Genomic DNA, 20492 nt, shown 5'->3' on the forward strand with positions numbered 1-20492 from the left:
GCCCTCAACGACTTGCTGAGACCGGATCGTGATGTCAGACCCCGCCGGTACCGTCGGATCATGGCTCAACAGGCGGGGAACTCCACGGGCGAACGGCGGCTCGCCGTGCTCGAAGGCGTGCTGGAGCGCATCACGTACGCCAACGAGGAGAACGGCTACACGGTCGCCCGGGTCGACACCGGCAGAGGCGCCGGCGACCTCCTGACGGTGGTCGGCGCGCTGCTCGGGGCCCAGGTCGGCGAGTCCCTGCGGATGGAGGGCCGCTGGGGCTCGCATCCGCAGTACGGCAAGCAGTTCCTGGTCGAGAACTACACGACGGTCCTGCCGGCCACCGTCCAGGGCATCCGCCGCTACCTGGGATCCGGGCTGGTCAAGGGCATCGGCCCGGTCTTCGCCGACCGCATCACCCAGCACTTCGGCCTGGACACCCTCAAGATCATCGAGGAGGAGCCCAAGCGGCTCGTCGAGGTCCCGGGCCTCGGCCCCAAGCGCACCAGGAAGATCGCCGACGCCTGGGAGGAGCAGAAGGCGATCAAGGAGGTCATGCTCTTCCTCCAGACCGTCGAGGTGTCGACCTCCATCGCCGTGCGGATCTACAAGAAGTACGGGGACGCGTCGGTCTCCGTCGTCAGGAACCACCCCTACCGGCTGGCCGCCGACGTCTGGGGCATCGGCTTCCTCACCGCCGACAAGATCGCCCAGTCCGTCGGCATCCCGCACGACAGCCCGGAGCGCGTGAAGGCGGGCCTCCAGTACGCGCTCTCGCAGTCCGCCGACCAGGGCCATTGCTTCCTGCCGGAGGAGCGGCTGATCGCGGACGCGGTCAAGCTGCTCCAGGTCGACACCGGACTGGTCATCGAGTGCCTCGCCGAGCTGGCCCGGACACCGGAGGACGGCGAGGATCCCGGGGTCGTACGCGAGAAGGTGCCCGGGCCCGACGGCGATGCGGAGCCCGTCACCGCCGTCTACCTCGTGCCCTTCCACCGCGCCGAACTCGCCCTCTCCGCCCAGCTGCTGCGCCTGCTGCGCACGGAGGAGGACCGGATGCCGGCGTTCCGGGACGTGAACTGGGACAAGGCGCTCGGCTGGCTGAGATCCCGCACCGGTGCCGACCTCGCCCCCGAGCAGGAGGCGGCGGTCAGACTCGCGCTGACCGAGAAGGTCGCCGTGCTCACCGGGGGACCCGGCTGCGGCAAGTCCTTCACGGTCCGCTCGATCGTGGAGCTGGCCCGCGCCCGGCGCGCCAAGGTGCTGCTCGCCGCCCCCACCGGGCGCGCCGCCAAGCGGCTCGCCGAGCTGACGGGCGCCGAGGCCTCCACGGTCCACCGGCTCCTGGAGCTGAAGCCCGGCGGCGACGCGGCCTACGACCGGGACCGCCCGCTGGACGCCGACCTGGTGGTCGTGGACGAGGCGTCCATGCTGGACCTGCTGCTCGCCAACAAGCTGGTGAAGGCGGTGCCGCCGGGGGCCCACCTGCTCTTCGTGGGGGACGTGGACCAGCTGCCCAGCGTCGGCGCGGGGGAGGTGCTGCGCGACCTGCTGGCCGAGGGCGGCCCGATCCCGGCCGTGCGGCTCACCCGGGTCTTCCGGCAGGCCCAGCAGTCCGGTGTGGTCGCCAACGCGCACCGGATCAACGCCGGGCAGCATCCGCTCACCGACGGCATGAAGGACTTCTTCCTCTTCGTGGAGGACGACACCGAGGAGGCCGGCCGGCTCACCGTGGACGTGGCCGCCCGTCGGATTCCGGCCAAGTTCGGGCTCGACCCGCGCCGGGACGTGCAGGTGCTCGCACCCATGCACCGCGGCCCGGCCGGCGCAGGCGCCCTCAACGGCCTGCTCCAGCAGGCCATCACGCCCGGCCGGCCCGACCTGCCGGAGAAGCGGTTCGGCGGCCGCGTCTTCCGCGTCGGCGACAAGGTCACCCAGATCCGCAACAATTACGAGAAGGGCAAGAACGGCGTCTTCAACGGCACCGTGGGCGTTGTCACCTCGCTCGATCCGGTCGACCAGCGTCTGACGGTGCTGACGGACGAGGACGAGGAGGTTCCGTACGAATTCGATGAACTGGACGAACTGGCGCACGCGTACGCGGTGACGATCCACCGTTCGCAGGGCAGTGAATATCCCGCCGTGGTGATCCCCGTCACCACCGGTGCATGGATGATGCTCCAGCGGAACCTGCTGTACACGGCGGTGACACGGGCCAAACGTCTGGTCGTCCTCGTCGGTTCACGCAAGGCGATCGGACAGGCGGTGCGCACGGTGTCGGCGGGGCGGCGCGGTACGGCACTGGACTTCAGACTGCGCGGCTCCTGACCGCCCCTGACCAGGGGACGGCGACCTGCATCACAAAAAATGATCGATCAAACGAGTCGCAAAGGTCACAGAGCACTTCCAGATGCCGGTCGGAGGGGGCAGGATGAGCAGGTTGGCGGCACTGAGTGCCGCCAATAGGCCCAATGGTCGACCCCGAGTGCACTCTCCTGAGCCAAATGGGGGATGGTAGAGACAGTCAGGGCACCTCGAAGATGAGGCACTACGTCGGGTGAGGGAAGACGTGAGCGACAACTCTGTAGTACTGCGGTACGGCGACGGCGAGTACACCTACCCGGTGGTCGACAGCACCGTCGGTGACACGGGCTTCGACATCGGGAAGCTCCGCGCCCAGACCGGTCTGGTGACTCTGGACAGCGGTTACGGCAACACGGCCGCCTATAAATCCTCTGTCACCTACCTCGACGGCGAGGCGGGCATCCTCCGCTACCGCGGTTACCCCATCGAGCAGCTGGCGGAGCGCTCCACCTTCCTCGAGGTGGCGTACCTGCTGATCAACGGTGAGCTGCCGACCGTCGACGAGCTGACCACGTTCAAGAACGACATCACGCGGCACACCCTGCTGCACGAGGACGTCAAGAACTTCTACAAGGGCTTCCCGCGCGACGCCCACCCGATGGCCATGCTGTCCTCGGTCGTCTCGGCGCTGTCCACCTTCTACCAGGACAGCCACAACCCGTTCGACGAGAAGCAGCGCAACCTCTCCACCATCCGCCTGCTCGCGAAGCTCCCGACGATCGCGGCGTACGCGTACAAGAAGTCGATCGGTCACCCGTTCGTCTACCCGCGCAACGACCTCGGCTACGTCGAGAACTTCCTGCGCATGACGTTCTCGGTGCCGGCCGACGAGTACGAGCTGGACCCGGTCGTCGTCTCCGCGCTCGACAAGCTGCTGATCCTGCACGCGGACCACGAGCAGAACTGTTCGACCTCGACGGTCCGCCTGGTCGGCTCGTCCCAGGCCAACATGTTCGCGTCGATCTCGGCCGGCATCTCCGCCCTGTGGGGCCCGCTGCACGGCGGCGCCAACCAGTCCGTCCTGGAGATGCTGGAGGGCATCCAGGAGAACGGCGGCGATGTCGACGCCTTCATCCGCAAGGTGAAGAACAAGGAGGACGGCGTCCGCCTGATGGGCTTCGGCCACCGGGTCTACAAGAGCTTCGACCCGCGCGCCAAGATCATCAAGGCCGCCGCGCACGACGTCCTCTCCGCCCTCGGCAAGTCCGACGACCTGCTGGACATCGCGCTCAAGCTGGAGGAGCACGCGCTCTCCGACGACTACTTCGTCTCGCGCAACCTCTACCCGAACGTCGACTTCTACACCGGCCTGATCTACCGCGCCATGGGCTTCCCGACCGAGATGTTCACGGTCCTGTTCGCCCTCGGCCGGCTCCCGGGCTGGATCGCCCAGTGGACCGAGATGATCAAGGAGCCCGGCTCCCGCATCGGCCGCCCGCGCCAGATCTACACCGGTGTGGTGGAGCGGGACTTCGTTCCGGTCGAGGAGCGCTGACACCTGCCGGTGAGGGGCGCCGATTTCCTGGTGCCCCGTCACTGGGGCGGTCTCCTGCGGCGGACGCCTGCCGGGGTCTGTCGGTCTGGGAGTGCGGTGGCTCCGGGCCTTTGGCCGGGGGTCCGGGGGTTGTCTTCCGGGGCAGCACGGCCGCCGGTGTGGTGGAGCGGGACTTCGTTCCGGTCGAGGAGTGCGGAACACGCTGAGTGCCAGGGCCTGCCGGTTCGGCGGGCCCTGAATCAGTGGCCGAGGCGCACAGCAGAAGGCGCCCTGAGTCGCCAGTCCCCCCACGGGCCGACGACCAGGGCGCCTTCCCATGTCCCGGTACGGATTCCCCCCACGGGATCCGGCCGGGCGCTCGGAGAGGACAGCGCCTGAATCGCTGTCTGAGCACAACGAGCAAAACCCGTCGTACTCCAGTGATGCGGTGCGGTCTGCCGGGACAACGCACGCTGGGAGGGCCGCTCAAAGCTCCCCGGTGTACGTGCCCCGGCAACGCATCTCTGAGGAAGTCCCCCAAGACATCCCCAGATGCCAGTCAGCGCCCCCCAAGACGCTGGACTGACATCGCCAACTTAGACCTTCGAACCCCTTCGATGGTTACGTTCGCATCACTGTGATCTGCGTCTCTTGCATATGTCCCTTAGGTGCGCAAGAGCCCCGATACGGCGATCGAGGCCCAAGCGTAAGGATGATGCGCGAGCCTTGTGAAGAGCTTATGTGAGGCTCGCGCCCGACTCTAGAGGGACTCTTACTTCTGCTGGGGCTAACCCGCGGTAACCCCTGGGCACTTCAGCGGAAACTACGCAGGCGCAGACTGTTGGTCACCACGAACACCGAGGAGAAGGCCATCGCGGCGCCCGCGATCATGGGGTTCAGCAGGCCCGCGGCGGCCAGCGGCAGCGCGGCCACGTTGTAGCCGAAGGCCCACACCAGGTTGCCCTTGATGGTGGCGAGGGTGCGCCGGGAGAGCCGGATCGCGTCCGCGGCCACCCGGAGGTCACCGCGCACCAGCGTCAGATCGCCGGCCTCGATCGCCGCGTCCGTGCCGGTGCCCAGGGCGAGCCCCAGGTCGGCGGTGGCGAGTGCGGCGGCGTCGTTGACGCCGTCGCCGACCATCGCCACGGCGCGCCCCTCGCCCTGCAGCCGTCGTACGACGTCCACCTTCTCCTCGGGAAGCACCTCGGCGATCACCTCGTCGATGCCGACGGTCCGCGCGACCGCCTCGGCGACCGTCCGGTTGTCACCGGTGAGCAGCACCGGTGTGAGCCCGAGCGCGCGCAGTTCGCGTATCGCCTCGGCGCTGGACGCCTTGACCGCGTCGGCGACGGCGAGGATCCCGCGGGCCCGGCCGTCCCAGCCGACCGTGACGGCCGTACGTCCCTCCTGCTCGGCCTGGCGGGCGGCCCGGGCCAACTCCTGCGGGAGCACGTCGTACAGCCGCCCCGCGGCCACCTCGCGGCCTTCCACGCGCCCGCGTACGCCCCGCCCGGGGACGTTCTCGAAGTGCTCGATCCCGGGGAGCCGGCCGGTGAGCTTCTCGGCGCCGGCGGCGATCGCCCGGGCGACGGGGTGCTCGGAGGCGTGCTCCAGGGCGCCGGCGAGCCGCAGCACCTCCCGTTCGTCCTCGCCGTCGGCGGCGTACACCTCGTGGAGTGTCATCCGGCCGGTGGTGACGGTGCCGGTCTTGTCCAGGACGACGGTGTCGACGCGGCGTGTGGACTCCAGCACCTCGGGACCCTTGATGAGGATGCCGAGCTGGGCGCCCCGGCCGGTGCCGACCATCAGCGCGGTGGGCGTGGCGAGGCCGAGCGCGCAGGGGCACGCGATGATCAGCACGGCGACGGCGGCCGTGAACGCGGCGACGCTGTCCCCGGTGACGCCCAGCCATACGCCGAAGGTGCCGAGCGCGATGAGCATGACCACGGGGACGAACACGGCGGAGACACGGTCGGCGAGCCGCTGTACCTCGGCCTTGCCGTTCTGCGCGTCCTCCACCAGCTTCGCCATCCGGGCCAGCTGGGTGTCCGCGCCGACCCGGGCCGCCTCGACCACCAGTCGGCCGCCCGCGTTGACCGTGGCGCCGGTGACCTGGTCGCCGGGTCCGACGTCCACCGGCACCGACTCGCCGGTCAGCATGGCCGCGTCCACCGCGGAGACGCCCTCGACCACCGTGCCGTCGGTGGCGACCTTCTCACCGGGCCGCACGACGAACCGGTCGCCCACGGCCAGCGCGGCCACCGGCACCCGCACCTCGCGTCCGTCCCGCAGTACGGAGACCTCCTTCGCGCCCAGCTCCATCAGTGCGCGCAGTGCCGCGCCCGCGCGGCGCTTGGAGCGGGCCTCCAGATAGCGGCCGAGCAGGATCAGCGCGACGACTCCGGCAGCGACTTCGAGGTAGACGGTGGAGGCGCCGTCCATGCGCGAGACGGTGAACCGGAACTCGTCGTGCATGCCCGGCATGCCCGCGTCGCCGAAGAACAGCGCCCACAGCGACCAGCCGAACGCGGCCAGCGTGCCGACCGAGACCAGCGTGTCCATGGTGGCGGCGCCGTGCCGGGCGTTGGTCCAGGCGGCCCGGTGGAAGGGCAGGCCGCCCCAGGCGACCACCGGCGCGGCGAGCGTGAGCGAGAGCCACTGCCAGTTGTCGAACTGCAGCGCGGGGATCATGGCGAGCAGGACGACGGGGGCGGCGAGCAGCGCGGAGACGAGCAGGCGGTGCCGGAGGGCGGCGAGTTCGGGGTCCTGCTCGTACGTGTCCTCGGTCCCGGCCGCGGGTTCGGGCTCCGGCGGCGGGGGCTCCTCGGCCGTGTAGCCGGTCCTCACGACGGTCGCGATCAGGTCGGCGACCTGGACGCCCTCGGCGAAGCTCACCTTCGCCTTCTCCGTCGCGTAGTTCACGGTGGCGCTCACCCCGTCCATGCGGTTGAGCTTCTTCTCCACCCGGGCTGCGCAGGAGGCGCAGGTCATCCCGCCGATGAGTAGTTCGACCTCGGCGGGGCTGCCTATCGCGCCCGCGGTCTCTGCGGTGGTGCTGGTCATGTCCGGACTCCAGACATCGGACCGGACCGTGCGGATCCAGTATCAGCTGGTCGGCACGGCCCGCTCGGGGAACGGATGCGGGGCCCGCGCCCTGGGGCGGGCCCGGTCGCTCTGGTCCTGCTCTCAGGCCTTGCCGGCCAGCTCGAAGCCGGCCTCGTCGACGGCGTCGCGGACGGCCTCGTCGTCCAGCGGAGCCTGGGAGACGACGGTCACCTCGCCGGTCGACGCGACGGCCTTGACCGAGCTGACGCCGGGAATCTGGGAGATCTCACCGGAGACGGATCCCTCGCAGTGGCCACAGCTCATGCCGGTCACCTTGTACACGGTGGTGACGGAGCCCGCGGTGTCGGTCTGGGCGGTCATGTCGTACTCCTCGTCGAGGCGTGTCGGCGTGTGGGGCCGATGGGGCCAACGATGGAACCCCATAGTCGCCAGGCTATACCCCTAGGGGGTATTTCACCAAGAGGGGTCCCGGTGTGCCAGCGACCGGACCCAGGCAACGCCGGCCACGGCGACGAGCACCAGGCCGCCGTCCGAGAAGAGCGTGAACAGGTGCTCCTGTGCGGCGCCGGGCTGCGGGAGGTGCCCCTGTGCGAACAGCTCCGGGGCCAGGCCGGTGCCCGAGAGCCGGGTGGCCAGCCAGATCGCGATGCCGTGCGTGGCGTCCCACAGAGCGTGCAGCACCGAGACGGCCAGACAGGTGCCGACGACCGGCGTGGCGAGCCGGAAGTGCCCGTTCGGGCGGCGGCGGGCGAGCAGCACGCCGCCCGCGATCGCCGTCCACAGACCCTGGCCGAAAGGCGCGAGCACCCCGCGCAGGAACTCCGTCTCCAGGAGCGTCCTGAAGCCGATGCCGTCGGCGGAGGCGGCCGCGTGGAAGGCGTAGCCGCAGCTCTCCAGGGCGGCGAAGCCGAAGCCGACGGCCGCGCCGAGCACCAGCCCGGCCCGCATCCCGCGGATGCCCGGCTGCCGGCGCAGCGTGAACACCAGCGCGCCCAGCTTGGCCGCCTCCTCGATCAGGCCGGCGCCGGTGAACAGTCCGAGTGAGGGGTGCAGGAGATGGGACCGCGTCACCGAGGCGCCGAGCACGCCGAGCGTGCCGCCGGCCAGGAAGCAGCCGAGGATCGCGCTGACGCCCAGGTCCCGGCCGTGCCGCTCGTAGGCCCACAGCACGAAGACGACGGGGACCAGGAAGCCGCCGAGCAGGATGAGGGTCGGCAGCGGCGTGGTGCTCTGCGTCGCGTACGCCACCAGTGCGGTCAGCCCCCACAGGGCGAGCCCGCCGCCCAGGCAGCGCTTCCACAGGCCGGCGCCGATGCGCGGGTACGGCGGCGGAGGCTGCTGGGGGCCGGGAATGCGGGCGCGTGGCATGCCGGGCGGCGGAGAGTGGGTCACGTGGTCCCCTAGGGCTCCTGCTGGGCGATCTATCCGCACTCTAGGCAGATGCACCCCGTGCTGCAGTCCGGGGACCGCCGTGGGGTCACGTGCGGCCGAGCCGGTCGCCCACCAGGGGTTCGAGGTAGCGGACCAGGACGTCCTTGACCTCCCGGACGTAGGCGGTCCGCTCGGCGCCCTCGTGGGCGAGGACCAGCTCCAGGCCGGCCTTGTAGATGCCGAGACAGACGTGGGCCGTGCGCGTGACGTCGGCCGGGGAGGTCTCGGGCAGGAGGGAGGCGAGCAGGTCCTCGATCCGGTCGATCAGGGTGGTGTGCAGCTGGTCGTGCGCCTCGGCGATCCCGCCCGGGATGTCCGGGCCGTGCATCAGTGCGAAGAAGACCGGGTGCTCGGTGTTGAAGGCCATGAACCGGTCCACGGCCGCGCCGATGGCCTCCTCCAGCGGAGTGGCGGGGTCCACGGGGGCCAGTGCCTCGCCGTAGGTCTCCCGCATCTCGTGCATGAGCCGGTCGCCCAGCTCGATCGCGATCGCTTCCTTGTTCGGGAAGAACTGGTAGAGCGTGCCCGGCGAGACGCCTGCTTCGCGGGCGATGGCGTTGGTGCTGGCCGCGGTGTAGCCGGTGGTGCAGAAGACCTGGGCGGCGGCCGCGAGGAGCTGTGCGATACGGCGTTCGCCGCGCGCCTGGCGGCGGCGCGGCTGCTCCTTCTCCGGCTGCTCCTTCTCCGGTCGCTCCCTCTCCGGCCGCTCCTTCTCCGAGGTGTCGGACACGCTTTATCCCCAGCCCTTCGAAGGCGATTGACAAACGCGAGCGGTCGCTCGCATTCTAGGGAAACGCGAGCGATCTCTCGTGTTTGCCAGTTTATGGCAATGACCGATCCATGCTGCCTGCCTGTACAGACATGGGTCACGGTGAAGGGGACACCGCACGATGACCGAAGTCAACGAGGCGGCACGCACGGGGGGCGGACCGCCGCGGCCCGGCGGCTGGACGCGATTGGTCACCGCCCGCCCGCGCCTGTCGCTGCTGGTGGCCCTGGTGCTCACGGCGCTCGCCGTGCTGGCCGGCAGCGGGGTCGCGGACCGTCTGGGCAGCGGCGGCTGGGAGGATCCGGCCGCCGAGTCGACGTACGCGACCAAGGCGCTGGAGCGCGAGTTCCCCGGCTCCCAGCCCAATCTGCTGCTCCTGGTGGACTCCGGCCGCGCCTCCGTCGACGACCCGGCGGTCGCCGCCGAGGCCCGCGACCTGGCCCGGCGGCTGGCCACGGAGCGGGGTGTGACCGGTGTCGGCTCCTACTGGCAGGCCGATTCCTCGAGAGCGCCGGCCCTGCGCGCCGAGGACGGCCACGAGGCGCTGATCGCCGCCCGCATCACCGGCGACGAGAACGCGATGGGCAAGACCCTGGACCGCATAGCGCCCCACTACCGGGGCACGCACGGCCCGGTCCGGGTGAAGGTCGGCGGCATCGTCGCGGTCCGGCACGAGATGCAGACGATCATCAAGGAGGACCTCACCCGCGCCGAGATGATCGCCCTGCCGATCACACTGGTCCTGCTGGTGATGGTCTTCGGCAGCGCGATCGCGGCCATGCTGCCGCTGGGCGTCGGCATCGTCGCCATCCTCGGCACGAACGCGGTGCTGCGCGGCCTGACGAGCTTCACCGACGTCTCCGTCTTCGCGCTGAACCTCACCACGGCCCTCGGACTGGGCCTGGCCATCGACTACGCGCTCTTCATCGTCCGCCGCTACCGCGAGGAACTGTCCACCGGCGCCGACCCGTTGACGGCCGTCGGCACGACACTGCGCACGGCCGGCCGCACGGTCCTGTTCTCCGCCCTCACCGTCGCGGTCTCCCTGGCCGCCATGATGGTCTTCCCGCAGTACTTCCTGCGGTCCTTCGCCTACGCCGGCATCGCCGTGGTCCTGCTCGCCGCCGCGGCCGCCCTGATCCTGCTTCCGGCGGCCCTGATCCTCCTCGGCCACCGGGTCAACTCCCTCGACCTGCGCCGCCTCTTCCGCCGCGACCCGAAGCCCTCCGGCGCCGAGGGCACGGCCTGGGGCAGGGCTGCCACGCTGGTGATGCGCCGCGCCCCGCTCTTCGCGCTCGGCACCACCGCCCTGCTGGTGCTCCTCGGACTGCCCTTCCTGGGCGTGAAGTTCGGCACCGCCGACGACCGCCAGCTGCCCTCGGGCGCCGAGTCGCACGTGGTGCAGCAGCACCTCAGGGACGGCTTCCCGGGCACCCCCGGCGGCGGCCTGGAGGTCCTCGCCGAGGGCAGGGCCACCGAGAACCAGTACGCCGCCTACAAGCTGCAGGTGGCCGCCCTGTCCGAGGTGGTCCGCGTCGACGGTCCGCTGGTGAAGGGCGACACGGCGTACTTCACGGTGCAGCCGAAGGGCGAGGCCGTCGGCACCGGCGCCCAGCGCCTGGTCGGTGACCTGCGCTCGCTGAAGGCCCCCTTCGACACCAAGGTGACCGGCACGGCCGCCGTCCTGGTCGACTCCAAGCACGCGATCGGCGAACGCCTGCCCTGGGCGGGGGCGTTCATCGCGGTCGTCACCCTTCTGCTGGTCTTCCTGCTCACCGGCAGCGTGCTGATACCCCTGCAGGCCGTGGTGCTCAACGCGCTCAGCCTGACGGCGATGTTCGGCGCGGTGGTCTGGGTGTTCCAGGACGGCCATCTGTCCGGCGCGCTCGGCTTCACCAGCCCCGGCTCGATCGAGACCACCCTGCCCGTCCTGATGTTCTGCGTGGCCTTCGGCCTCTCCATGGACTACGGCGTGTTCCTGCTCTCCCGCATCAAGGAGGAGTACGACCGCACCGGCGACCACCGCGAGGCCGTCCGCCACGGGCTCCAGCGCACCGGCGGGCTGATCACCGCGGCGGCGGTCATCCTCGCGGTGGTGATGGTGGCCATCGGCACCTCCCGGGTGACCAACACCAAGATGCTGGGCCTCGGGATCGCGCTCGCGGTGCTGATGGACGCGATGGTCGTGCGCAGCCTGCTGGTCCCGGCGATCATGCGGCTCACGGGACGCGCGACGTGGTGGGCTCCGGCGCCGCTGCGGCGCTTCCACCAGCGGTTCGGGCTGAGCGAGGGCGAGTCGGTCGTACCGGCGAAGGAGAAGGAGAAGGAGAAGGAGGCGGAGGCGGCGGGGGTGTGAGCCCGGCGGCTTCCGTGGAAGGCTGGGGCCCATGAGAGCCGTGGTGTTCGAGCAGTACGGGGAGCCGGCCGAGGTGCGGGAGGTGCCCGACCCGGAGCCCGCCGAGCACGGGGCCGTGGTCCGGGTCGAGGCGACCGGGCTGTGCCGCAGTGACTGGCACGGCTGGATCGGGCACGATCCGGACATCGCACTGCCGCACGTGCCGGGGCACGAACTCGCCGGAGTCGTCGAGGCGGTGGGCTCCCGGGTGACCGGCTGGCGCCCCGGTGACCGGGTCACCGTGCCGTTCGTCTGCGCCTGCGGCAGCTGTCCCTCCTGTGCGGCCGGCGACCAGCAGGTGTGCGAGCGCCAGACCCAGCCCGGCTTCCACCACTGGGGCTCCTTCGCCCAGTACGTGGCCCTCGACCACGCCGACGTGAACCTGGTCGCGCTCCCGGACGGGATGGCGTACACCACGGCCGCCGCCCTCGGCTGCCGCTTCGCCACCGCCTTCCGCGCGGTGGTGCAGCAGGGCCGGGCGGCGGCGGGGGAGTGGGTCGCGGTGCACGGCTGCGGCGGGGTGGGGCTGTCGGCCGTGATGATCGCGGCGGCCTCGGGTGCGCGGGTGGTCGCCGTCGACGTGTCGCCCCAGGCGCTGGACCTGGCGCGGAAGTTCGGCGCGGCCGAGTGCGTGGACGCGACCGGTGTGCCCGGTACGGCGGCGGCCGTCCGGGAGCTGACCGGCGGCGGCGCCCATCTCTCCCTCGACGCCCTCGGCTCGCCCGCCACCTGCGCGGCCTCCGTCGACTCCCTGCGCCGCCGCGGCCGGCACGTCCAGGTGGGCCTGCTGCCCTCACCGGACGGCACCACCCCCGTCCCGCTGGCCCGCGCCATCGCCCTGGAGCTGGAACTGCTCGGCAGCCACGGCATGGCCGCACACGCCTACCCCGGGATGCTGGAGCTGGTCGGGTCCGGGGTGCTGCGCCCCGACCTGCTGGTGACGCGGACCATCACGCTCGACGCGGCCCCGGCGGCCCTCGCGGCCATGGGTACGGCACCGGGAGCGGGGGTCACGGTCATCGAACCGTGGAGCTGACTGCAGGCGGGCCGTTCCCGGCGCGAGGCCGTCCCCCCCAGGTCGGGCCGGTGGGTCAGTCCACTCTTCGGCCCCGGTTGCCCGGTCGGGTGGCGACCCAGGCGCGGACGGTGTCGGCGTACCAGTAGGGCTTGCCGCCCTCCACATGGTCGGGCGGGGGCAGCAGGCCGTGCTTGCGGTAGGACCGTACGGTGTCGGGCTGCACCCGGATGTGCGCCGCGATCTCCTTGTAGGACCAGAGCCTTCGGTCGGTCATGAGTTGCCTCCCTGCGCGCGCCGCGGCGGCGGCCGGGGGGCGGCCGTCGGGGGAGCCGGGCGCTGCACTGGCGATCACCATGCGTGTGCCCGGTGAACGACACGGCGTGACCACGGGACAGCGGCTGTTGACCTGATGTGACCCGGAGCCCGCGTAGGTGCGACATGTGTGACAGGAAGGGAGTGTTTGTGACGCAGCCGGAGCAAAGACATACGCCGGTGTCCGGGCGAGGCGCGTTGACCTGACGGGCCGGACCTGTCCGGCAGGAGCCACGGCAGGGGACTTCTATGCGTCCAGCGTGCAGTCCCGGATCAGGTGGTGGAAGGTGAACCGGGCAGGACTGTCCTCCCGGATGAGGTTGTTCTCGATCAGCGCGTCGAAGTGGCGCTCCACGTCGCCGGCCGGCAGCCCGGTGACCGCGGCCGCGTGGTCGACGTCGTACGACGCGGACGGGTGCCGGCTGATGAGCCGGCTGAACTGCCGCTGTGACGGGTTCAGATGCTGGTAGGACGTGCGCAGCATGGACATCAGGTCGCGTTCGGCGGTCTGCAGGCAGTGGGCCCGCTGGGCGGTGTTCGCGAGCCGGTCGACGAGGTCCGCGATCGCGCACGCGGGCCTGCCGCGCAGCCGGGCGGCGGCGATACGGATGGCCAGCGGCAGATGGCCGCACAGCTCGACGGCCCGGTCGACCTGCGCGGGCTCACGGGCGGCGCGCCGTTCGCCGACGATCCGGGTGAACAGCGCCGCGGCGTCCGCGTGCGGCAGCACGTCCAGCCACAGCGGCAACGCGCCGTCCAGCGCGGCGAGTTTGCGGCGGCTGGTCACCAGCACCAGCGCGCCGCCGGTGCCCGGCAGCAGGGGCGTCACCTGCGCGGTGTCCGCCGCGTCGTCCAGCACCACCAGGCACCGCTCGCCCGCCAGCCGCGACCGCCACAGGGCGCTGCGCTCCTCCAGGCTGGCCGGGATCTCGGCGGGGGGTACTCCGCTCGCCTGGAGAAGGGTGGCGAGGGCCTGCTCGGGGGGCAGCGGCGGCCGGTGTGCGCTGAAGCCGTGCAGGCCGATGAAGTACTGCCCGTCCGGGTAGCGGTCCGTGACGCGGTGGGCGAAGTGGACGGCGAGGGTGGTCTTGCCCACCCCGCCCATACCGTCGACCGCGATCATCAGCGGGGACCCGCCGTGCTCCTGTCCGTCCGCGTCCAGCAGGGAGTCCAGTTCGGCGGAGCGGCCGGTGAAGTCGGTGAGGTCGTGGGGCAGGTAGTTCCGTTGCCTGCCGGAGGCGGGCGCGGCGGAGCGGCGTGCGGGGCGCTCCTCGCGCCGGGTGTCCGTACCGCGTACCGCGGGATCGGCCGCACCGGGCCCGTGCGCCGTCGGAGAGCCGGCGAGGATCTCGGCGTGCAGCGACCTGAGATGCCGGCTCGGCTCCAGGCCGAGTTCCTCCACCAGGAACCGCCGGCCGTCGTCGTAGACCGCGAGGGCGTCGGCCTGCCGGCCGCTGCGGAACAGGGCGAGCATCAGGCTGCCGCGCAGGGAGTCCCGCAGGGGGTACTCGGCGAGGAGCGCGTGCAACTCGGCCACCAGCGAGCTGGTCTCGCCGTTGCGCAGCCGCAGGGCCATGAGGTCCTCGAGGGCGGTCAGTCGCTGCTCGTTGAGTTTCACCGCGGCCGAGGCGACCGCCGGGCAGGCGATGCCCGCGAAGGCGTCGCCGCGCCAGAGGTCCACCGCCGACTCCAGTAGCCGGACGGACTCGTCGAGCCGGCCCTCCCGTTCGGCCGCCCTGGCGGCACGGACCCGTTGGGCGAAGCAGTGGGCGTCGACGGCGTCGTCGGGAACCATGAGCCGGTAGCCGACGTCCATGGTGACAAGGCTGGTGTCCTCGGCGGCGGACAGGATGCGGCGCAGGTCGCGGATCGCGTTGTGGACCTGCGGGCGGGCCGACGGCGGCGGGTCCTCCCACAGCTCGTCCACGAGCACCTCCATGGGGACCACCCGGTTGGCGTTCAGGAGCAGCAACGCCAGGAGTTTCTGCTGGCGCATGCCCCGGACGCGGATCGGTTCACCCGCCTCGCGCGTCTCCAGAGAACCCAGGACGAGGAATTCCATTTCTTCTGCCCCCCGATGTCCGTGGCGCTTCGGCGCCGGATCCGCGGGGTCTCACTTTCCCCACGTGACGTCGTCCGTCGTGTCGACGGCCGTGGTGGTGTCGTGCCCGGCCTCGACGACTCCGGGAATGTGCTGCACGTGGTCCGTGAAGTTCACCGTCAACGTCATTCCGGCCGCGACGAGAAGGGCGGAGGCGACGATTCTGGAGACACGGGTAGCCAGCACGGAATTTCTCCTTCGATGATGAGGGGATTTCAGGGTCGATTTCCCTGGTGTTCGGCGGTTGCTCTCGTTTCCGCCGATGCCTCTACTCTGCTCGAACCCCGGGCCGGAGGGAACAGAGATCCGCTGGACGGAACATGCAGTGTCCTAACCCGTCCACCGTGACCTGCGGTGACAGAGGGGCTCAGGAGTCCCACCACGGGCCGGGCACCAGGACGCCCTCGGCGGTCAGGACGTGGAATCCGTGCAGGTCGGGATGGTCGGCCACGGCCCTCGCGGTGAGCCGACGGGCATGGTGCTCGGCCTCGGCGAGACTGCCGGCGAGCATGAAGAGACCCAGCGTCAGTTCCCCGGAAGGGCTCTGGTGGACGGTGACGTGCTCAAGTCCGTCCGCTTTTTCCGCGCACGCCGAGATGATCGCGGCCGTATCCGGCCGGTCCGCCGTGTCGTCGGGGCCCTGAAGGCGCACGTGAATCAGATGCATGTGTTCATCTTCGGTACAGGAATTCCGCGCGGCAGCAGCTTCTGCTGGACGGTTTATGCCATGGCATAAAGAGTCACTCGTGCGGCCGGGTCGGACAGCATAAATTGGCCAGGATGTGCCGGTGCCGGACCGTCGGGGCAAGTGCGTTAACCGGGCATGGAGTGTCCGGCCGCCGCCCCCGCCCGCACCGCCGTACGCAGGCATATGCCGCCTCCGGGTGGCCCGGCGCAGGCGCCGCGCGCACCGCGGCCCAGTTGGTTGAACGTTCGCCGGATTGGCCGGAACCGGCCTCACTGTCATCCCGGGAGCATCAGGAGTTCAACGTCAGTAAGCTCAGGGGCACTAAGTTTCGAACTCAGTGAGTTTGATGCTGGCCAGGGGGATTGCATCATGTTGGACGTTCTGGGACTCGATGCTGAAGCCGAAGCCATCTACCGGGGGATGCTGACCAATCCCCAGGACGGTGTGGCGGTGCTTGCGGCCCGACTGGGTCTGACGGAGGAAGAGGTACGCAGAGGACTGGACCGCCTCAGCGCGCTGGCGCTGATCCAGCCTTCGGGCGGGGAGGGCATAGGGTTCCGGGCGATAGGCCCGGAGACGGCGATGGAGGTGCTGCTGGCCCGCCAGCAGGCGGAACTGACCGCGCAGCAGATGCGCGTGGAGGCCTCCCGCGCCGCGGCCGCCCAACTGATAGCGGAGTGTTCGGCGTTGCGTCCGCGCGCCCTCGACCATGGCTCCGAACAGCTGCTGGGCCCGGACGCGATCCGGGAGCGGCTCGCGGAACTGGCCGGTTCCGCACGGACCGAGGTCACCACCTTCGCACCGGGCGGCGCGCATTCGGCGGAGGACCTGGCGGCCAGCCGGGGGCCCAACGCCGACCTGCTGGGTCGCGGGGTGCGGATGCGGACCGTCTACCTGGACAGCGTGCGCAACCACGCGCCCACGCTGGAGCACGTCAGCTGGCTGCACCAGCACGGCGGGCAGGTCCGCACCGTCCCCGACCTGCCGATCCGGATGATCATTTTCGACCGGAGCCAGGCGGTGCTGCCGATCGACACCAGTGACGCCCGGGCCGGCGGAGTGGTGCTGCGCGGCGCCGGGACGGTCGCGGCGCTGTGCGCCCTGTTCGAGGGTGTGTGGGCCACCGCGCTCCCGCTGGGCAGCACCCCGAAGTGCAGGGCGAAGGACATGGCGCCGCAGGAGCGCGCGGTGCTGAAGATGCTGGCCCAGGGCTACACCGACGAGGCCATCGCCAAACGCCTCGGCGTCTCGCCCCGCACGGCCCGGCGCATCGCCGCCACGCTGATGGAACGCCTGGACGCCCGCAGCCGCTTCGAGGCCGGCGTCCACGCCGTGCAGGACGGCTGGCTCCCCTCCTCGCGGTGACCGCGGGCGTCCAGGCGCACCGGTCCCCCCCGGTCAGGCCCCGGCCGCGCTCTGACGGGCCTCGCGGCGGTCCGCCGCGAGCAGGGCCAGGGCGGGGAGCAGCGTGACGGCGTAGACGCCGAGGAGCCAGGCGAAGGAGTGCGCGAAGGCGCCCGGGACCAGGCCGTGGCGCGCGCGTGCCGCCGCGTCCAGGATCACCGTCACCACGGCGAGGGCGACGGCGCCGCCGATCCGCTGGATCAGGTTGAGCTGCGAGGAGGCGTCCGGGATGGACTGCGGACGGATCGACTGGAACGCCCGGGTCATGGCCGGCACGATGGTCAGGCCCGTGCCCAGGCCGCGGACCGCGAGGCTGGCGCACAGCAGCGGATACGGCGTGTGGGCCGACAGACCGGTCAGCGGCACGGTCGCCAGCATGGTGAGCGAGATGCCGACGACCACGGTGCCGCCCCCGCCGAGCCGCTTCATCAGGATGCGGCACAGCCAGGCGGCGGAGACCACGCCGAGGCCGCCCGTGGACATCAGCAGGCCGGTCGTCACGGCGCTCTCACCGCGCGCGGACTCGAAGTACAGCGGGATGAGCATCATCGGCGAGTAGAGCACGAAGCCCAGGCAGAAGATGTTGATCGCGGCCGTGCGGTAGACGCGGTGGGCGAACAGGCGCAGGTCCAGCAGCGGGAAGCGGGCGCGCAGCTGGCGCAGTACGAACACGGTGCCGCTCAGCACGGCGAGGACCAGCGGCACCAGCAGGGCCGGGCGGGCGTGCAGCCCGCCGCCGGAGAAGGCGTGGATGGCCAGCACCGTGCTCACCGTGCAGGCGGCCGAGGACAGCAGGCCCACCACGTCCAGCGGCTTGGCCTCCTTGCCGGCCGGGGTGTCCTTGCGGACCCAGCGCAGGGTGACGGCCAGCAGGGCCGCGCACAGCGGCACGTTGACCGCGTACACCGCGGACCAGCCGCCCGCCTCGACCAGGAGGCCGCCGATCGTGGGCCCCAGCAGCGGGCTGATCAGCATGACGCTGCCGTTCAGGCCCTGGACCCGGCCGAGCTGTTCGCGGGGCACGCCGGAGGTGAGCAGGATCGTCGACACGGGGGTGAGCACCCCGGCAGCGGCTCCGGACACCCCGCGGGCGGCGATCAGCTCCGGGAGGGTCTGGCTGAACGCGCAGGCCGCCGAGCCCAGCGCGAACAGCACGATGGCGCAGGCGAAGACGCGCTTGACGCCGAACCGGGTGGCCAGCCAGCCGGTGGCCGGCATCAGGGCCGCCAGCGCGATCAGGTACGTGGTCACCACCCACTGCACCTGGTTGATGCCGCCGAACCGCGCGGTGGTGTCCTCCAGGGACACGTTGACGATGGTGGTGTCGAGCAGCGCGAGGAACCCGCCGGTGATGGCCGCGGCCATGGTCAGGACGGTCGGGCCGGACGGCCTGGAAGGCGCCGGGGGAGCGGAGGGTCCGCCCCCGGCCTCCTCGGCCGAACCGGCCTCCTCGGACCGGGCCGGTGCGGAGGCCTGTTCCGGACGATCCGGGTCCGCGACCGGGGAGTCAGCGCTCTCCGGCGGGCTCGGCGCCTTCTCGTTGGTCGGATTGGTCAGCGACATGTGGGCGCATCCTTAGGAAGTCAACAGAGGGGAAGCCGGGTCAGTCCGCCGACGTGAGCGCCTGCTCGATCCCGTCGAGGACCGCCTCGCCGGCCGCACGGGCGCCGGGGCGGTTGCGGCACGAGAGGGTCAGCTCGGTGTCGTCGTCGATCTGGCAGGCGCTCAGGAACATCTCGGCGTAGGGCACGAGCATGGGCAGCGTGGAGAACGCGGTGGGCCGGAAACGGTCGGTGCGCAGCTCGTCGGTGTCGATCCGGCCGTGGTCGGTGATGATCGCCGTACAGGGGAAGCGGGTGCCGTCCAGCTCCTGCGCCTCGCGCAGGGAGTTGGCGAAGGGGTTCTGACGCAGGAAGTCCTTGCTGAGCGAGGCGACTTCCCGCTTCTGCAGCAGCGCGCGCACGATCCGGCCGTGCAGTGACTTCCAGCTCTCCTCCCGCCGCAGGTCCAGCACCAGCTGCGAGGTCAGGTTGGCGGTGGAGCGCACCGAGCGGTCGTGGCGGCGCAGGTCCACCGGGACGATCAGGCGGCCGGTGTCGCCGGCCGGCTGCCGGGAGAGGGCGGCGGCCACGCGGGCGGTGACCGCCGACGGGCAGGCCCGCACCCGGCGCCGTACCCACAGCGGGGTGCCGTCGGCAGGGCCGTCGCCGAGGACGGCGGGGAAGCCCGCGAGCCGGGCGGGCGGCTCGGCGGGGGGCACGGTCCCGGCGGCGGTGCGGAAGTGGGCGTCGTCGACCAGGGAGGGGGCGCCCAGCGGCTCCTCGCCGCGCAGCGCCCGGAAGACGTCGGCGGTCCACTGCCGCAGGCCGCGTCCGTCGGTGACGATGTGGCTGGCCCGCACCACCAGCCGAGTCACCGCTCCGTTGCTGAGGCCGACCTCGCAGACCGGGCCGGTGACGACGTCCAGGTCGCGGAGGAAGAACGGTGCGTCGAAGCCGGTGTCCGCCGGCAGTTCGACCACCGGCGGCACGGGCCCGTCGGCGCGCCAGACCGCGGCCCGCCGCCGTACCGCGAGGCCCGGGTTGGCGAGCGTGGCGACCCGTACGGCCTCGCGCAGGGCCTCGGGGTCGATCCGGCCCTCGCCCTCCACGACCATCTGGATCAGCTGCGGGGTGCCGGTCGCGGCGGCGTTCAGATAGCCGCGCTCGATCGGGGAGATGCGGCGGGTGTACGGCCGGGCGGCCGTCGTCGGCGCTGTCATGCCGCCTCCTGGGGCAGGGCGTCGGTGCGGTGCGGCTGCCGCCGGTAACGCACGGGCACGGGCTCGTCGGCCACGAGGGCCAGATGCATCGAGGAGCTCAGCGTGGTCGAACGCACCGTGTAGGTCGGGACGTTGGTGGTGCGCCAGCCCGGCTGCCAGGCCGGCAGCCGGACTCCGGCGAAGGTCTCCTTGGTGACGTGCGAGGCCTTGATCAGCGCCTCGCACTCGGCGAAGTCCCGGATGGTGGCGGGATCCGGCCGACCGAGCAGGGTGCCCAGCCAGCGCATGGCGTGCGGCCGGTCACGCTCGTCCTGGAGGTCCACTCCTACGCGCGGGCCGGTGGACAGGGCGACGGCGCTGTACTCGTCGCAGTGGGCGACCGAGACGGACAGGCCGTGCGCCGGGATGCTCCAGCGTTTGTGCGCGTCGCGGGCGAGGTCCCGCGCCGTGACGTCGACGCCGTACACCGTTCTGACCGCCTCGATGATCAGAGAGCGGCCGGACCGGCTCAGACGGTGGCCCATGTGGTCGCGGGGGAGGTGGCGGTGATGCGTGACGAGGCAGTCGATCACGGCCGGCCGGTGGGGGTGCGGCTCCCCGGGGGCTGCGCCCCCAGGGAGCCCTTCGGCCTCTGTGGCCTCGTCCTCGAACGCCGGACGGGCTGGTCGATGCGGGCCGGCGTCGAGCAGAGCCGGATCCAGCAGGAGACCCATGAGACCGC

Annotated in this window: 16 protein-coding genes; 5 read left to right on the forward strand and 11 right to left on the reverse strand. The window is 71.5% G+C overall.

Features of this window, described 5'->3' with window-relative positions; translation table 11 throughout:
* Nucleotides 1-60: 60 nt before the first annotated feature.
* Nucleotides 61-2316, forward strand: coding sequence for an ATP-dependent RecD-like DNA helicase (locus ABZ471_RS07765; RefSeq protein WP_359063563.1), 2256 nt, complete (start codon nt 61-63; stop codon nt 2314-2316).
* Between the two features lie 241 nt (nt 2317-2557).
* The gene (locus ABZ471_RS07770) at nt 2558-3847 is read left to right on the forward strand and encodes a citrate synthase (RefSeq protein ID WP_359063565.1); all 1290 of its coding nucleotides are present in this window, start codon (nt 2558-2560) and stop codon (nt 3845-3847) included.
* Between the two features lie 792 nt (nt 3848-4639).
* Here the strand turns inward: ABZ471_RS07770 and ABZ471_RS07775 are convergent.
* The 4 genes from ABZ471_RS07775 to ABZ471_RS07790 form a co-directional block, all read right to left on the reverse strand.
* Nucleotides 4640-6889: a heavy metal translocating P-type ATPase gene (locus ABZ471_RS07775; protein WP_359063567.1), complete on the reverse strand. Its 2250-nt coding sequence runs from the start codon at nt 6887-6889 to the stop codon at nt 4640-4642.
* 123 nt (nt 6890-7012) lie between these two features.
* A complete protein-coding gene (locus ABZ471_RS07780; RefSeq protein ID WP_359063569.1) occupies nt 7013-7252 on the reverse strand; it encodes a heavy-metal-associated domain-containing protein in 240 nt (79 codons plus the stop codon).
* Between the two features lie 93 nt (nt 7253-7345).
* Nucleotides 7346-8284, reverse strand: coding sequence for a PrsW family intramembrane metalloprotease (locus ABZ471_RS07785; protein ID WP_359063571.1), 939 nt, complete (start codon nt 8282-8284; stop codon nt 7346-7348).
* 85 nt (nt 8285-8369) lie between these two features.
* On the reverse strand, nt 8370-9053 hold the full coding sequence (locus ABZ471_RS07790) for a TetR family transcriptional regulator (RefSeq protein WP_359063573.1): 684 nt from the start codon (nt 9051-9053) through the stop codon (nt 8370-8372).
* Nucleotides 9054-9213: 160 nt separating this feature from the next.
* Between ABZ471_RS07790 and ABZ471_RS07795 the strand changes: the two genes are divergently transcribed.
* The gene (locus tag ABZ471_RS07795) at nt 9214-11448 is read left to right on the forward strand and encodes an MMPL family transporter (RefSeq protein WP_359063575.1); all 2235 of its coding nucleotides are present in this window, start codon (nt 9214-9216) and stop codon (nt 11446-11448) included.
* Between the two features lie 31 nt (nt 11449-11479).
* Nucleotides 11480-12523 (forward strand): zinc-dependent alcohol dehydrogenase family protein, encoded by a 1044-nt coding sequence (locus ABZ471_RS07800; RefSeq protein ID WP_359063577.1) that lies wholly within the window; start codon nt 11480-11482, stop codon nt 12521-12523.
* Nucleotides 12524-12578: 55 nt separating this feature from the next.
* On the opposite strand, the gene ABZ471_RS07805 is transcribed toward ABZ471_RS07800, so the two are convergent.
* From ABZ471_RS07805 to ABZ471_RS07820, 4 genes are all read right to left on the reverse strand, one after another.
* The gene (locus tag ABZ471_RS07805) at nt 12579-12779 is read right to left on the reverse strand and encodes a MerR family transcriptional regulator (RefSeq protein WP_359063579.1); all 201 of its coding nucleotides are present in this window, start codon (nt 12777-12779) and stop codon (nt 12579-12581) included.
* A gap of 285 nt (nt 12780-13064) precedes the next feature.
* Complete coding sequence (locus ABZ471_RS07810; RefSeq protein WP_359063581.1) at nt 13065-14879, reverse strand: BTAD domain-containing putative transcriptional regulator; 1815 nt, start codon at nt 14877-14879, stop codon at nt 13065-13067.
* 51 nt (nt 14880-14930) lie between these two features.
* Nucleotides 14931-15104, reverse strand: a complete 174-nt coding sequence (locus ABZ471_RS07815; RefSeq protein ID WP_359063583.1) for a hypothetical protein — start codon at nt 15102-15104, stop codon at nt 14931-14933.
* A 181-nt stretch (nt 15105-15285) separates the two neighbouring features.
* The gene (locus ABZ471_RS07820; RefSeq protein ID WP_359063585.1) at nt 15286-15585 is read right to left on the reverse strand and encodes a hypothetical protein; all 300 of its coding nucleotides are present in this window, start codon (nt 15583-15585) and stop codon (nt 15286-15288) included.
* 390 nt (nt 15586-15975) lie between these two features.
* On the opposite strand from ABZ471_RS07820, the gene ABZ471_RS07825 reads away from it, so the two are divergent.
* Complete coding sequence (locus tag ABZ471_RS07825) at nt 15976-16971, forward strand: LuxR C-terminal-related transcriptional regulator (protein ID WP_359063587.1); 996 nt, start codon at nt 15976-15978, stop codon at nt 16969-16971.
* 33 nt (nt 16972-17004) lie between these two features.
* Here ABZ471_RS07825 and ABZ471_RS07830 read toward each other — a convergent pair whose 3' ends face one another.
* Genes ABZ471_RS07830 through ABZ471_RS07840 form a run of 3 tightly spaced genes read right to left on the reverse strand, consistent with a single transcriptional unit; the run spans nt 17005 to nt 20484 of the window.
* A complete protein-coding gene (locus ABZ471_RS07830; RefSeq protein WP_359063589.1) occupies nt 17005-18573 on the reverse strand; it encodes a DHA2 family efflux MFS transporter permease subunit in 1569 nt (522 codons plus the stop codon).
* Between the two features lie 40 nt (nt 18574-18613).
* A complete protein-coding gene (locus ABZ471_RS07835; protein ID WP_359063591.1) occupies nt 18614-19771 on the reverse strand; it encodes a hypothetical protein in 1158 nt (385 codons plus the stop codon).
* Nucleotides 19768-20484, reverse strand: coding sequence for a hypothetical protein (locus ABZ471_RS07840; protein WP_359063593.1), 717 nt, complete (start codon nt 20482-20484; stop codon nt 19768-19770). Before ABZ471_RS07840 ends, ABZ471_RS07835 begins: the two co-directional genes overlap by 4 nt.
* Nucleotides 20485-20492: the final 8 nt, after the last annotated feature.

The organism is Streptomyces sp. NPDC005728 (genome assembly GCF_040630895.1).
GTDB lineage: Bacteria > Actinomycetota > Actinomycetes > Streptomycetales > Streptomycetaceae > Streptomyces.

What these genes read in the sequence shown, in the direction of transcription:
- ABZ471_RS07765 (WP_359063563.1), top strand. Translation starts at nt 61, where the DNA reads ATGGCTCAACAGGCGGGGAACTCCACGGGCGAACGGCGGCTCGCCGTG.
- ABZ471_RS07775 (WP_359063567.1), bottom strand. Translation starts at nt 6,889, where the DNA reads ATGACCAGCACCACCGCAGAGACCGCGGGCGCGATAGGCAGCCCCGCC.
- ABZ471_RS07780 (WP_359063569.1), bottom strand. Translation starts at nt 7,252, where the DNA reads ATGACCGCCCAGACCGACACCGCGGGCTCCGTCACCACCGTGTACAAG.
- ABZ471_RS07795 (WP_359063575.1), top strand. Translation starts at nt 9,214, where the DNA reads ATGACCGAAGTCAACGAGGCGGCACGCACGGGGGGCGGACCGCCGCGG.
- ABZ471_RS07800 (WP_359063577.1), top strand. Translation starts at nt 11,480, where the DNA reads ATGAGAGCCGTGGTGTTCGAGCAGTACGGGGAGCCGGCCGAGGTGCGG.
- ABZ471_RS07805 (WP_359063579.1), bottom strand. Translation starts at nt 12,779, where the DNA reads ATGACCGACCGAAGGCTCTGGTCCTACAAGGAGATCGCGGCGCACATC.
- ABZ471_RS07810 (WP_359063581.1), bottom strand. Translation starts at nt 14,879, where the DNA reads ATGGAATTCCTCGTCCTGGGTTCTCTGGAGACGCGCGAGGCGGGTGAA.
- ABZ471_RS07820 (WP_359063585.1), bottom strand. Translation starts at nt 15,585, where the DNA reads ATGCATCTGATTCACGTGCGCCTTCAGGGCCCCGACGACACGGCGGAC.
- ABZ471_RS07825 (WP_359063587.1), top strand. Translation starts at nt 15,976, where the DNA reads ATGTTGGACGTTCTGGGACTCGATGCTGAAGCCGAAGCCATCTACCGG.
- ABZ471_RS07830 (WP_359063589.1), bottom strand. Translation starts at nt 18,573, where the DNA reads ATGTCGCTGACCAATCCGACCAACGAGAAGGCGCCGAGCCCGCCGGAG.
- ABZ471_RS07835 (WP_359063591.1), bottom strand. Translation starts at nt 19,771, where the DNA reads ATGACAGCGCCGACGACGGCCGCCCGGCCGTACACCCGCCGCATCTCC.
- ABZ471_RS07840 (WP_359063593.1), bottom strand. Translation starts at nt 20,484, where the DNA reads ATGGGTCTCCTGCTGGATCCGGCTCTGCTCGACGCCGGCCCGCATCGA.